Origin of the sequence: Pseudomonas sp. PD9R, from assembly GCF_019200975.1 — a bacterium.
Classification (GTDB): domain Bacteria; phylum Pseudomonadota; class Gammaproteobacteria; order Pseudomonadales; family Pseudomonadaceae; genus Aquipseudomonas.
Map to the genome: position 1 here is coordinate 103,742 of NZ_JAHTMR010000003.1, position 12,657 is coordinate 116,398.

Here is a 12,657-nt window from a genome sequence, read left to right on the forward strand (position 1 = left end):
CCCGAGGTTCTATAAAAACAACAATCGGAGACCGATCTCATGAGCCAGGAACTGCGGCTTATTCGCCGCATCACGCTGAAACTGATTCCCTTTCTGATCCTGCTGTACCTGATCGCCTATGTGGATCGCTCCGCCGTGGGCTTCGCCAAATTGCACATGGGCGCCGACATCGGCCTCGGTGATGCGGCCTATGGCATGGGTGCAGGTCTGTTCTTCATTGGCTACTTCCTGTTGGAAATCCCCAGCAACCTGATGCTCGACCGCTTTGGTGCGCGGCGCTGGTTTGCGCGAATCATGATCACCTGGGGCGCCATCACCATCGGCATGGCTTTCGTGCAAGGGCCGAACAGCTTCTATGTGATGCGCTTTCTGCTCGGTGCGGCCGAAGCCGGGTTCTTCCCGGGCGTTCTCTACTACATCACCCAATGGTTCCCGGTTCGCCATCGCGGCAAGATCCTCGGGCTATTCATCCTGTCCCAACCCATCGCCATGATGATCACCGGCCCGGTATCCGGCGGCTTGCTCGGCATGGATGGCGTGCTCGGGCTGCACGGCTGGCAATGGCTGTTCATCGTCATCGGCACGCCGGCGATCCTGCTGACGTGGCCGGTGTTGCGTTACCTGCCGGATGGTCCGCAACAGGTGAAATGGATGGACCAGTCCGAGAAAGACTGGCTGAGCGGTGAGTTGAAAAAGGACCTGGAAGCCTACGGCCAGACCCGTCACGGCAACCCATTGCATGCCCTCAAAGACAAACGCGTGTTGCTGCTGGCGCTGTTCTACCTGCCGGTGACGTTGAGCATTTATGGCCTGGGCCTGTGGTTGCCGACGCTGATCAAGCAGTTCGGTGGCAGTGACCTGGTGACCGGCTTCGTGTCGGCGGTGCCGTACATCTTCGGGATCATCGGGTTGCTGATCATCCCGCGCAGTTCCGACCGTTTGAATGATCGCTACGGTCACCTGGCGGTGCTTTACGTGCTGGGCGCCATCGGCCTGTTCCTCAGTGCCTGGCTGTCGGTGCCGGTGCTGCAACTGGCGGCGCTGTGCCTGGTGGCGTTTTCGCTGTTTTCCTGCACGGCGGTGTTCTGGACGTTGCCGGGGCGTTTCTTTGCCGGCGCCAGTGCGGCAGCGGGGATTGCCTTGATCAACTCGGTGGGCAACCTCGGCGGCTACATCGGTCCGTTCGTGATCGGTGCGCTCAAGGAGTACACCGGGAGTCTGGCGTCAGGTTTGTACTTCCTGTCTTGCGTGATGGTGTTCGGGCTGGTGCTGACCGGTGTGGTTTATCGGTTGCTGGAACGTAAGCACGTGCTACCGGCGGACGAGTTTGCGGCCAGCGCCCGAGGCGCTACGCGTACCTGACAACAATTCAGTCGTCTGCCACCGACCCTGTGGGAGCGGGCTTGCCCGCGATAGCAATCTGTCTGACACATCAATTGTGAAGGTACTGCCGTCATCGCGGGCAAGCCCGCTCCCACAGGGATTGCTGAGTGTTCAAGTTTTGCTTAAAGGAGAAAATTCATGCGTTTGGTTCAATTCGAATTGAGTAACGGCGAACGCCGCGTGGGTGTCGTCGAGGCCGCGCTGGTTCGTGAAGTGCAGGACGCACGCACGGTTCGTGACCTCGCACTGGCAGCGATTGAGGCAGGTATCAATCTTGAGCAGCAAGTGCAAAGTCTTGGGCTGGGCATCAGCCATGACTACACCGAATTGCTGGCGCAACTGCGTATCCTGCCGCCGCTGGATCACCCGGACCCGGCGCACATGTTGGTCAGCGGCACCGGCCTGACTCATTTGGGCAGCGCCTCGGCTCGCGACAAAATGCACCAGCAGGCCGGTGATGACGCCGCGATGACCGACACCATGCGCATCTTCAAGTGGGGCGTAGAGGGCGGTAAACCCGCAGCCGGTCAGGCTGGCGTGCAACCGGAGTGGTTCTACAAGGGCGACGGCAGCATCGTCGTGCGTCCGGGGCAGCCGTTCCCGCTGCCGCCGTTTGCCGAAGACGCCGGCGAAGAACCGGAAATCAGCGGCCTCTATGTCATCGGTCACGATGGCAAGCCGTATCGCCTCGGTTTCGCGGTGGGTAACGAGTTCTCCGATCATGTGATGGAGCGCAAGAACTACCTGTACTTGGCTCACTCGAAACTGCGCAGTTGCAGTTATGGCCCGGAACTGCGGGTTGGCGAGTTGCCACAGCATCTGGCCGGCACCAGCCGCATTTTGCGTGACGGCGAAGTGCTGTGGCAGAACGAGTTTCTCAGTGGCGAAGCCAACATGTGCCACAGCCTCGCGAACCTCGAATTCCACCATTTCAAGTACAGCCAGTTCCTGCGTCCGGGCGACGTGCACATTCACTTCTTCGGCACCGCGACACTGTCTTTTGCCGATGGTATTCGCACTCAGCCGGGCGACGTGTTCGAGATCAGTCAGGGCGAATTCGGCGCACCATTGATCAATGGCATCGCGCCGGTGGATGCAGCATTCGAGCCCGGCACCGTCGGCACACTTTAAGTGGCCACATTTTGAGGAACTCTCCATGACCCGAATTCTCGGTCACAACTACATTGCCGGCCAGCGCAGTGCACAGGGCACGGTAAAGATGCAGAGCGTCGACGCCAATACCGGCGAAGCCTTGCCCCATGATTTTTTCCAGGCCACACCGGAAGAAGTCGATGCCGCCGCCAAGGCTGCCGCTTCCGCGTATCCGGCCTACCGTGGCCTGAGCACCGAACGTCGCGCGCAGTTTCTTGATGCGATCGCCGATGAACTCGATGCCCTGGGTGATGAGTTCGTGACGGTGGTCTGCCGTGAAACCGCGCTACCGGCGGCGCGGATTATCGGCGAGCGAGGCCGCACCAGCGGCCAGATGCGTTTGTTTGCCAATGTGCTGCGTCGTGGCGATTTCTATGGCGCGCGGATCGATCAGGCATTGCCCGAGCGCCAACCACTGCCGCGTCCCGACATGCGTCAGTACCGGATCGGTCTCGGGCCTGTCGCCGTGTTCGGTGCGAGCAACTTTCCATTGGCTTTTTCAACGGCGGGTGGTGATACCGCGTCGGCCTTGGCCGCCGGTTGCCCGGTGGTGTTCAAGGCCCACGGCGGCCATATGGCGACGGCCGAACACGTGGCCGACGCGATCATTCGTGCCGCGGAAAAAACCGCGATGCCGGCCGGGGTGTTCAACATGATCTACGGCGGTGGAGTCGGCGAAGCGCTGGTCAAGCATCCGGCGATTCAGGCGGTCGGCTTCACCGGTTCGCTCAAGGGTGGCAGGGCGCTGTGCGACATGGCGGCGGCGCGCCCGCAACCGATCCCGGTGTTTGCCGAGATGTCGAGCATCAATCCGGTGATCGTGCTGCCGCATGCGCTGCAGGAACGCACCGAAACTATCGCTCGCGGCCTGACCGCTTCGGTGGTGCAGGGTTGCGGCCAGTTCTGCACCAACCCTGGTTTGGTGATTGGCATTCGTTCGCCGCAGTTCACGGCCTTCCTGAAAATGGTCGAGCAGATGATGGCTGATCAGCCGGCGCAAACCATGCTCAACGCCGGGACCTTGAGCAGTTATGGCAACGGCTTGCAGAAACTGCTCGACCATCCGGCGATTGAGCACCTGGCCGGGAATCCGCAGCAAGGTCGTCAGGCGCAGCCGCAATTGTTCAAGGCCGATGTCAGCTTGCTGATCGACGGTGACGCGGTGCTGCAAGAAGAGGTGTTCGGCCCGACCACCGTGGTGGTTGAAGTGGCCGATCAGGCGCAACTCAGTGCCGCGTTGAACGGGCTGCACGGCCAGTTGACTGCGACCATCATCGGCGAGCGGGAGGACTTCGAACAGTTCGGCGAGCTGACGGCGTTGCTGGAGCAAAAAGTGGGACGAATCCTGCTCAATGGCTACCCGACCGGCGTGGAAGTTTGCGATTCGATGGTTCATGGCGGGCCGTATCCAGCGACATCGGATGCGCGCGGCACCTCGGTGGGCACCTTGGCCATCGACCGTTTCTTGCGCCCGGTGTGCTTCCAGAATTATCCGGACAGCTTGCTGCCTGATGCGCTGAAAAACGCCAACCCGCTGCGTATTCAGCGGCTGGTCGACGGCAAACCATCGCGCGAAGCCCTGTAACAACCAATGTAGGAGCTGCCGCGGGCTGCGATCTTTTGATCTAGATCCTGGAAAAGAAAAATCAAAAGATCGCAGCCTGCGGCAGCTCCTGCAGGGGGGGCGAGCACATTGAGCTATCATTGCGTTTTTCCCATTCAAAGATTGATTGCCATGACTGCTGCCACTGACACCTTGCTCAACGTCCTCGAACACTGCGGTATGGTGGAAATCGACGGACTGCACGCTTTCGAATTCTCCCTCGATGAAGACGACAACCTGCACATCGAATGCATGGACGGTCGAGTGGCCAAGCACTGGGAATTCACCCCGGCGCAGATCCAGGCCGCGACCTTCGACAGTACATTGCAGAGCTGGTTGATCACCGGTGATTCCGGTGAACATCGCCTGGTTTGCCTCGGCGATGTCATCAGCGGCGACAATGACGATGATGACCATGAGGATGAATAAACTCTGGCCGCTGTTAATCGCCACAAGCATCGGCGCGATGGGCATTCAGGCGGCATCCGCCGAGGAATATCAACTGCTCGTGGGTTCGTACACCGCCGGTCAAAGCCAGGGCATCTATCGCCTGAACTTCGACAGTGCAACCGGGCAGATCAACGCCAAACCCTTGCAAGTGATCAAAAGCGAAAACCCGTCGTGGCTGACCCTGTCCAAGGATCAGCATCGGGTGTTCGTGGTCAATGAAAATGGGCCGGGTCAGACCGATCCGGTAGGGCGTGTCAGCAGCTATGCAATCGACCCGAACACCCATGAGCTGAACCTGATCAGTCAGGTGCAGAGCCTGGGTAATGAGCCGACGCATTCGAGCCTCAGTGCAGATGCCAGCCACTTGTTCGTCAGCAACTACTCAGTGGCTGAAGATCCGGGTGGCACCCTGGCGGTGTTGCCAGTGGGCACCGATGGCAAGCTCAAACCGGTGGTGCAGATGAGCAGTCATCCGGCCAGCCGGGTCAATCCCGAGCGGCAGATGTCGGCGCATGTGCATTCGACGGTTTCGTCGCCGGATGGCAACTATGTGTTCTCTAACGACCTTGGGGCAGACAAGGTCTTTGTCTACCGCTTTGACCCCAAAGCCAATCCTGACCTGCCATTGACCCCGGCCACACCGCCATTCGTCCAGTTGCCTCCCGGCAGCGGTCCGCGGCATCTGCTGTTCAGCGCCGATGGCAAACACGCCTGGCTGACCATGGAAATGAGTGCGCAAGTCGCCGTGTTCGATTACCGGGACGGCAAGCTTGAGCAGACGCAAATGGTCGATCTGGCGGCCGGTCAACCGGTTTCGGACAAGGCTGGCGCTGCTTTGCATGCATCCACGGATGGCAAGTTCCTCTATGTCAGTAACCGTGGCACGGCCAATCAGTTGCTGGTATTTGCCATTGAGCCGGCGACCGGGCATCTCAAGGAGCTGCAACGCCGAGCGGTGGAGGGCGATCACCCGCGTGAATTCAGCCTCGATCCAAGTGGCAAGTTCGTGCTGATCGCTAATCAAAAAAGCAACCAGATTGTCGTCGTGGAGCGCGATGACAAGACCGGTCTGCTGGGCAAAACCGTGCAAAAACTGCCGATGGACGCGCCAAGCGACCTCAAGTTTCTAGTGCGACAATAGGCCGCAGGCCCCGGTTTACGGGGCCTGAACGTCTCTATCAATGAGGCTGATATTTGGTAATGCTGCAAAGCATTTCAAGACAGGGTTCTTCGAAGGGTAAGTTTGCTTCACGGCCCCACCGGGCAAGCAAGCCAACTGAATCCGAGGAATACCGCCATGAACTTCAATCTCTTCTCTGTAATCGCTGCTTCCGCCATCTCTGCCACTGTTGCGTTGCCAGCCAGTGCCAACGTTGAAATCAGCGACAAAAAAGCCCACACCCAGAGCTACACCCAGAAATACCTGCAACAAAGTGCCAACTTCTACGCCGCGCTGGACCACAAAACCCAAGCCTGAAATTTCCTTCCTGTCCCCTTTATGCAGGAGCGGAGTCACTTGCCAATCGACCGCCAACACGGCGAAAGGCGTTGAAGTGATGTCGCTCCTGCATAACGCATTTACGACAGCATCATATTGCCATCAATGATCTTCTTGATATCACGCTGACGCGCGTTTAGATTTGACGCTGATTTTTTGACTCCTTCTCAAGATAAGGATCGACAAGATGGCGATGCGTCTGGCTGTGGTACTTCTGTTTCTCTATTCCACTCCGATTTTATCCGCTGCAGAGCCCATCTCCGGCGAGCCTGACGCTGCGCGTGAACGCATGATGAGTTTTATTGAAGACTGAAATAGTCTGGCTTAATGATCAACGCAGCTGATAGTTGCTATAGACAAGCCTTGTTGGTGATAGCTGCTTTTTTGATCGATTCTATGGGCTCTGAAACATGTCCACGGAGTCCATCATGGCCCACGCAATCATCAGTTCTGCCAAACACGGCGCCTATGTGGCTATCGGTCTTTACCTGGTCATGGTGCTGGTTGTCAGCCTTTCGCCCCAGTCGCAGCAATCTTTCGACGCGCCTATTCAAGTCGCACATCCTGGCATCCAGTTTGAACACCGCACGCAAAGCGTGATGGTCGATCAGGCTGATCTCGCAGGAGTCGGCGGAGCATGAACGGGTGCAAACTTTGGGTGATTGCCTTCCTGGCCGTCATCACCAACGGATTTTCCCTGCTGGGGATCGGGCAAGGCTCGATAGGCGGGGTGGCACGGTCCATTGAGGCCAACCACAATATCGCGCGCAATATCGAGACCGCCAAGGCCATGGGCTTGCTGGCAGGCAACCCGCCGATCAAACCGCAAAGCGCTTTTTTCGGTCCGTTCCAGATTGATTGCTCGGTAGTCGGAATGTGCGAAGTATTTGCCTGAATCGTCGTAACGCCACCCACCTGTAGGAGCGAAGCTTGCTCGCGAAGGCGTCTTCAAGGCCGATAGAAGCTTCGCGGGCAAGCCTCGCTCCTACGGGTACGTGTTATTTCTTCATGATCGATGTGAATAGCTCGGATTCCAGGAAGCGCTGCAACCAGGCCTGTAAACGCACATATGGCGTCTGCGCGAACCACTCGCGATCGACGTGGGCAAACTGCCGTACGAACGGCATCAGGGCCACGTCGGCCAGGCTCGGATGATCGGCCAGCAAATAGTCGCGACCTTCCAGCATCTCGTCGAGCTTGCGCAAGAACGCCTCACCCTCGCCACGGTAAAACTCCATGGGATGCTCGGGGTAGCGCTCGGCGTACTTGTAGCGATTGAGATGCACCTTGAACGTCTGGTCGTTGGCCTCGATCAGCTTGTTCATCCATAACGCCCCAAACGAATCGTCCTTGAGCAACCAGTCCTGCGGATCATTCTGCGCGAGGGCCCAGCGCATGATGTCCAGGCTTTCATCGATCACCCGACCATCGACGCTCAACACCGGCACCGTGCCCTTGCTCGACAGCGCGAGCATTTCGGCGGGTTTTGCCTTCAGGCTGACTTCGACAATGTCCACGGCAACCCCGCAATAGCGCAGAGCCATGCGCGCCCGCATGGCATACGGGCAGCGGCGGAAGGAATACAGCGTGGTCATTTCACCTCCAGGGTGCTCAGGCCGTTGCCCTGGCGGCGGACCTGGATTTGCACCGGAATCCGTTCATGCATTTCCTGTACGTGGGAAATCACCGCAACCTTGCGTCCCTGCGCCTGCAAGCCGTCGAGTGCATCCATGGCCAGTTGCAGGGATTCCGGGTCGAGGCTGCCAAAACCTTCGTCGATAAACAACGATTCGATTTTCAGCGTGCTCGATGCCATCGATGCCAGGCCTAACGCCAACGCCAGCGACACCAGGAATGTTTCGCCCCCCGATAGCGAATGCACCGAGCGCAGTTCGTCGCCCATCTCGGTGTCCATCACCAGCAAACCGAGCATGCTGCCGCCGCGTTTCAGGCGATAGCGCCGTACCAGTTGGCGCAGTTGCACGTTGGCGTGGTGCACCAGCAAGTCGAGGTTGTAAGCCTGGGCGATCTTGCGGAAAGTGTCGCCGGTGGCCGAGCCGATCAACGCGTTCAACCGCGCCCAACGCAGATACTCGGTGTAGGCATCGGCGATCTGCTGCGCCAGCGCCTGATTGGCGTTTTGTCGGCGCTGGTCCTCGGTCTGCTCGGCGCGCAATTCGGCACAACGATGTTCGCTGGCGGCAAACAGGTTTTGCAGGTCTGCCAGCGCGGTGGCCAGTTGCTCGGCGTCGAGATTGCCATTGTGTTGGGCTTGATGAGCGAGCAGGCGTTTATCGCGTTCCTGCAACAGCACCTTGGCCTGTTCGATGGATTTTTCGCTGTGCTGCAATTGCTGGCGAAGTTCGCTCACGTGCTGATTGTCAACGCTCAGCAGTGCCTCCAGGTCACTGTCGCCCAGCTCCGGGTGTTGCGCGCGCCACTCGGCAATCTTGCCGCTTAGCGCGTGATCTTCGTTTTCCAGCGCGTGTGAACGTTCCTGCTGCGCCTTGAGTTCCGCCGCGAGTTGCACCAGGCGCGTGCGTATGGTTTGCAGTTCCTGACTGGCAGCGGTTTCGGCATGGCGTGCCTGTTCGACGGCTTGATCAAGTTGTTGCTGCCATTGCTCGGCGCTCGAATGTTGACCGAGCAATTGCGCCAGTTTCTGTTGGCAAGCCTGTTGCTGTTCGGCCAGCACCGTGAACTGCTGTTGCGCGACGTCCAATTGCTGGGCGCGGGTCAGTTGGCGATCCTGTTCTTTCTCCAGCGCCTGTTGGCGTTGTTGCTGTTCGCCCAGTTCGTCGCGCTGCTGTTCGAGTTGTTGAAGACGCTGGGCGATCTGCCGGTCGAGCTGCATGAAGGTCGCGGCAGGCTCATTGCGCAGTGCTTCCAGCGTATCCGCCGGAAGCAGCGTGCTGAAAGCCGTCAGTTCTTCGTCCAGACGCTGGCGATCGTTGCTCAACGCGTGTTGCTGGTTGTTCAGGTGTTGGGTCGCTTGCTGGCTCGCTGTCTCGGCGCTGCGCAGCTGTTGCGCCAGTCGCCCGGCATCCTGTTGCAGGGTGAGCAGGGCGGTCTGGCGCTGTTCGTCCTGGGTGATGCTCTGGTTCAGCTGGCTGTTTTGTTGGGTCAGCCAGGCATCACGCTTGGCGGCCTCTTGGTTGAGCAATTGAGCCGACAGTGGATGAGCTTCGAGGCTCTGGGCCAGGTTTTGTTGTTGAGTGACGAGGTGCTCTTGTTGCTGTTTCAGTTCTTTGAGTTGAGAGATGGTTCCGCTGTATTGAGCTCGTAGATCGACCACTTTTTCATTGAGTAAATCGACGGCTTTCTTGGCGTTCGCTTGTTCGCTTTCGTCATGCCGACCGAGGCTTTGCAACAGCGCTTCAGGTTGATGATAAGGATGATCGGCGCTTCCGCAGACAGGGCAGGGCTGATCATCCTGCAATTGCTCGCGCAACTGCTCGACACTTTCGCTGCGCGCCAGTCGCTGGCGCTCCAGCAATTCGCGAGTAACGGTCAGGGTTTGTTCAGCTATGGCCAGTTCGGCCTTTGCTTCCCCGCCTTCACGAGTGAGCCGGTCTCGCTCTTGCAGTGCGACATGCAGGCGCTGCTGAAGCTCCGCATCGCGCTTGTCCAGTTCCTGCTGGCTGGCCCACAGACGCGTCAACTCTTCAAAGGCACGCAGTTGCTTGCGGTTGTCCTGCAACAGAGTGCTCAGTAGCTGGATCTGCTCGGCCACGGCTTCAGGCTCGGCACCGGCCTCTTTGTACAGTAATTCCAGATGTTGTTTTTGCGCTGTCAGCTCTTCGGCGGCGCGGGTGGCACCCTTTTCCAAAGCAGCCAGTTCGTCCTGGCCCTTGTTCAGGCGATTGCTTATCAACATCAGTTGTTGCAGGCGATCGCGATAGGCGTTCCAGGCGTCACTCAGCGGCGTCAGGTGAGAGCTTTGCTCAAGCTCTCCGGCGATGAGCGTCAAGCGCGACGCGACCTGCTTTTGCTGGTCGAGCATCCCTTGAATGGCGCTTTGACCCTGAGTACAGGCGAGTTCCGCCTGCTGCTTGAGATCGGCGCTGGCACTGGTGTCTTTGACCAGGCGGATGAGGGTGCTTTGCTCTTCAAACGCTTGGCGCAGCAACGGCGCGCCGGCGCTGTGCTGATTTTGTGCTTCGGCCAACGCAGCGTGGGCGTTGCTCAAAGTCTGTTCCAGTTGCGTCTGGCGCTCGCTCAGTTCCAGTTGCTGTTGCGTGTGCTGCTGAATCTGCGCCGCTAGCGGTATGAGCTGTGCGGTGAGTTCAGTCTTGCGCGCAAACTGATGCCGCTGTGGTGCCAGTTGCTCCAGGCGTGTCAATTTCAGCCGTTCACCGACCAGGCTTTCCCAATGTTGTTGGGCCGATTGCAGTTGTTCGGCGGCGCTTTGTTGCTCGTCCTGCAATTGGCGCAGCTGTTTGAGCCAGGTGTGTTGCTCTTCAAGCTGTTTGAGCTGTGCCTGCTGGGCCTTGAGTTGCTGCTGCGCCTCGTTGAAACGTTGATCCAGTTCCGCTCTTGCTTCGGGCGACAACGGCGTGACGCCGCTGGCCTGATCCTGCAACTGCTTGTGGGCGTCACGGGCCTCTTTTGTCTTGTCAAAGGCGCGACGACCGAGGCGCGTATAGAGCGCCGTGTCGGTGAGCTTTTCCAGCAACTCGCTGCGTTCGTTGTCGTCGGCCTTGAGGAAAGCGCTGAACTCGCTCTGCGCCAACAGCACGGCGCGGGTGAACTGCTCGAAATTCAGGCCCAGTGCGGTTTCGAGTTGGGTCTTGTACTCGCCTTTCTGGCTGGCCAGCAGTTGATCCTGATCGATATCGCGCAAGCTCTGGCGACTGGCTTGCAGCTTGCCGCCGGCCTTTTCCCGGGCGCGATTGGCTTCCCAGCGCGCACGATAACGACGGCCATCGACACCGACGAAATCCACCTCGGCATAACCTTCGCCCGTACCGCGACGCAGCAATGTGCGCGGGTCGCCGGTGCCGATTTCGCCATCGGCGTCCGGCACCTTGGCGTCGCGACCGGTGTTGTTCAAGCGCGGTACGGCGCCGAACAGCGCCAGGCACAAGGCGTCGAGCAGGGTGCTTTTGCCGGCGCCGGTCGGTCCGGTGATGGCGAACAGGCCGGCACTGGCCAAGGGTTCAGCGGTGAAATCGATTTCAAAAGGCCCGGCCAGCGAGGCGAGGTTTTTCAGGCGGATCGCGAGAATTTTCATGGTTGTTCGCTCTCCATCTGTACGTCTTGCAGCAACTCGGCAAAGTCCTTCAACGTTTGTTCATCGACCTCGCTGCCGTAGTTGTCCTGCCAGGCGCGGCTGAACAGTTCCTGCGGCGTGAGCTGATCCAGTTCGATCAACGTGGCACCGTCATTGGTGCCTTCGTGGCTGCCATTGCCGGCGTATTCGGCGGCAATGCGCACCAGGCGCACAGCTTTGCCTTGCAGGGCGGTTTCCACTTGATGGCGCAAATCGGGTTGCGGCTCATCGAGGCGTACCCGTACTTCCAGCCAAGGTTGGCGATCGACGTCGGCGAGCAAGTCGATGTTTGGCAAGTCCGCCAGTTGCAACAAGATATCCGCCAATGGCGCCGGGCCGATGCGTTGCAGGTTCACCGCGCGGGGGATGAGTTTGGGCTCGACGCTGACCAGGGTTTCGCCATCGAGTGTGATGTCGAGAATCTGGTGCTGATAGCCGATCTCGGAGAACGACAGCGGGATCGGTGAACCGCTGTAGCGAATGCGCTCTTCACCGTTGACCTTCTGCGGCTTGTGCAGGTGACCAAGAGCGACGTAGCTGATGCTCGGGCCGAACAGACTGGCAGGCAGGGCTTCGGCATTGCCGATGATCAGGCTGCGCTCGGAGTCTTCCGAAACAGAGCCGCCCGCCATGTGCGCATGGCTGATAGCGATCAATGCCTGGCCCGGCTGGCGTTTGGCATTGGCCGCTTCGATCAGCCATTCGTGAACCTGACCGATACCGCGCAGGTAGTTGTCGCCCAGATGCGCGCCGGTTACTTCCGCCGGGCGCAGGAACGGCAGCGCCAGGCACCAGCCGGCGATTTCGCCGCTGGCATCCGGCAACGGCAGCAACAGACGTTCGGCATCCAGTTGACCGTCATCCAGCCACAACACTCGGCCCAACGCATGGGTGCGCAAACGGCGCATCAATGGCGCAGGCAGCTCGATCCGCGAGCCGGAGTCGTGGTTGCCGGCAATCATCACGATGGTCAGTAACGGTTGCTGCTCATGGGCGCTGACGATGAAGTCGTAGAGGCGCTCCTGGGCTTTGACCGGCGGGTTGACCGTGTCGAAGATATCGCCGGCAATCAACAGCACATCGGGCTGATCCAGTTTGAGTTGGCGCAGCAGCCAGTCAAGAAAACAGCCGTGCTCGAAATCGCGATCCTGGCCGTGCAGGTTCTGCCCGAGGTGCCAGTCGGAGGTGTGAAACAGACGCAAGGGCAACTCCGCTACATAAAAGTGATGGCCGCGAAGCAAAATGACAGCGGCGAAAGGGGAGAGAGTTTACTGGCAAACGCTCAAAAGATCGCAGCCT

At 59.2% G+C, this 12,657-nt stretch carries 12 protein-coding genes; 9 read left to right on the forward strand and 3 right to left on the reverse strand.

Going from position 1 to position 12,657, the window contains the following annotated elements; all coding sequences use genetic code 11:
* Nucleotides 1–39: 39 nt before the first annotated feature.
* From KUF73_RS08180 to KUF73_RS08215, 9 genes are all read left to right on the forward strand, one after another.
* Nucleotides 40–1,362: an MFS transporter gene (locus KUF73_RS08180; protein ID WP_218437532.1), complete on the forward strand. Its 1,323-nt coding sequence runs from the start codon at nt 40–42 to the stop codon at nt 1,360–1,362.
* Between the two features lie 159 nt (nt 1,363–1,521).
* Entirely contained in the window at nt 1,522–2,514 is a 993-nt protein-coding gene (gene araD1, locus KUF73_RS08185) for an AraD1 family protein (RefSeq protein WP_218437533.1), read from the forward strand.
* Nucleotides 2,515–2,539: 25 nt separating this feature from the next.
* The gene (locus KUF73_RS08190; RefSeq protein WP_218437534.1) at nt 2,540–4,120 is read left to right on the forward strand and encodes an aldehyde dehydrogenase (NADP(+)); all 1,581 of its coding nucleotides are present in this window, start codon (nt 2,540–2,542) and stop codon (nt 4,118–4,120) included.
* Between the two features lie 150 nt (nt 4,121–4,270).
* Complete coding sequence (locus KUF73_RS08195; protein ID WP_218437535.1) at nt 4,271–4,567, forward strand: DUF5629 family protein; 297 nt, start codon at nt 4,271–4,273, stop codon at nt 4,565–4,567.
* The gene (locus KUF73_RS08200) at nt 4,554–5,729 is read left to right on the forward strand and encodes a lactonase family protein (protein ID WP_218437536.1); all 1,176 of its coding nucleotides are present in this window, start codon (nt 4,554–4,556) and stop codon (nt 5,727–5,729) included. The genes KUF73_RS08195 and KUF73_RS08200 overlap by 14 nt, the downstream gene beginning before the upstream one ends.
* A gap of 156 nt (nt 5,730–5,885) precedes the next feature.
* Complete coding sequence (locus tag KUF73_RS08205) at nt 5,886–6,065, forward strand: hypothetical protein (protein WP_218437537.1); 180 nt, start codon at nt 5,886–5,888, stop codon at nt 6,063–6,065.
* Nucleotides 6,066–6,273: 208 nt separating this feature from the next.
* Nucleotides 6,274–6,399, forward strand: coding sequence for a hypothetical protein (locus KUF73_RS31320; RefSeq protein WP_256345500.1), 126 nt, complete (start codon nt 6,274–6,276; stop codon nt 6,397–6,399).
* Nucleotides 6,400–6,514: 115 nt separating this feature from the next.
* A complete protein-coding gene (locus tag KUF73_RS08210) occupies nt 6,515–6,727 on the forward strand; it encodes a hypothetical protein (protein ID WP_218437538.1) in 213 nt (70 codons plus the stop codon).
* On the forward strand, nt 6,724–6,981 hold the full coding sequence (locus tag KUF73_RS08215; RefSeq protein WP_218437539.1) for a hypothetical protein: 258 nt from the start codon (nt 6,724–6,726) through the stop codon (nt 6,979–6,981). The genes KUF73_RS08210 and KUF73_RS08215 overlap by 4 nt, the downstream gene beginning before the upstream one ends.
* 103 nt (nt 6,982–7,084) lie before the next feature.
* Here the strand turns inward: KUF73_RS08215 and KUF73_RS08220 are convergent, their stop codons facing one another.
* From KUF73_RS08220 to KUF73_RS08230, 3 genes are read right to left on the reverse strand one after another with little or no spacing between them, the layout of a single operon-like run.
* A complete protein-coding gene (locus KUF73_RS08220) occupies nt 7,085–7,681 on the reverse strand; it encodes a glutathione S-transferase (protein ID WP_218437540.1) in 597 nt (198 codons plus the stop codon).
* Nucleotides 7,678–11,319, reverse strand: a complete 3,642-nt coding sequence (locus KUF73_RS08225; protein WP_218437541.1) for an AAA family ATPase — start codon at nt 11,317–11,319, stop codon at nt 7,678–7,680. The genes KUF73_RS08220 and KUF73_RS08225 overlap by 4 nt, the downstream gene beginning before the upstream one ends.
* Nucleotides 11,316–12,560, reverse strand: a complete 1,245-nt coding sequence (locus KUF73_RS08230) for an exonuclease SbcCD subunit D C-terminal domain-containing protein (protein WP_218437542.1) — start codon at nt 12,558–12,560, stop codon at nt 11,316–11,318. The genes KUF73_RS08225 and KUF73_RS08230 overlap by 4 nt, the downstream gene beginning before the upstream one ends.
* Nucleotides 12,561–12,657 lie beyond the last annotated feature (97 nt).

What these genes read in the sequence shown, in the direction of transcription:
- KUF73_RS08180 (WP_218437532.1), top strand. Translation starts at nt 40, where the DNA reads ATGAGCCAGGAACTGCGGCTTATTCGCCGCATCACGCTGAAACTGATT.
- araD1 (WP_218437533.1), top strand. Translation starts at nt 1,522, where the DNA reads ATGCGTTTGGTTCAATTCGAATTGAGTAACGGCGAACGCCGCGTGGGT.
- KUF73_RS08190 (WP_218437534.1), top strand. Translation starts at nt 2,540, where the DNA reads ATGACCCGAATTCTCGGTCACAACTACATTGCCGGCCAGCGCAGTGCA.
- KUF73_RS08195 (WP_218437535.1), top strand. Translation starts at nt 4,271, where the DNA reads ATGACTGCTGCCACTGACACCTTGCTCAACGTCCTCGAACACTGCGGT.
- KUF73_RS08200 (WP_218437536.1), top strand. Translation starts at nt 4,554, where the DNA reads ATGAGGATGAATAAACTCTGGCCGCTGTTAATCGCCACAAGCATCGGC.
- KUF73_RS08205 (WP_218437537.1), top strand. Translation starts at nt 5,886, where the DNA reads ATGAACTTCAATCTCTTCTCTGTAATCGCTGCTTCCGCCATCTCTGCC.
- KUF73_RS31320 (WP_256345500.1), top strand. Translation starts at nt 6,274, where the DNA reads ATGGCGATGCGTCTGGCTGTGGTACTTCTGTTTCTCTATTCCACTCCG.
- KUF73_RS08210 (WP_218437538.1), top strand. Translation starts at nt 6,515, where the DNA reads ATGGCCCACGCAATCATCAGTTCTGCCAAACACGGCGCCTATGTGGCT.
- KUF73_RS08215 (WP_218437539.1), top strand. Translation starts at nt 6,724, where the DNA reads ATGAACGGGTGCAAACTTTGGGTGATTGCCTTCCTGGCCGTCATCACC.
- KUF73_RS08220 (WP_218437540.1), bottom strand. Translation starts at nt 7,681, where the DNA reads ATGACCACGCTGTATTCCTTCCGCCGCTGCCCGTATGCCATGCGGGCG.
- KUF73_RS08225 (WP_218437541.1), bottom strand. Translation starts at nt 11,319, where the DNA reads ATGAAAATTCTCGCGATCCGCCTGAAAAACCTCGCCTCGCTGGCCGGG.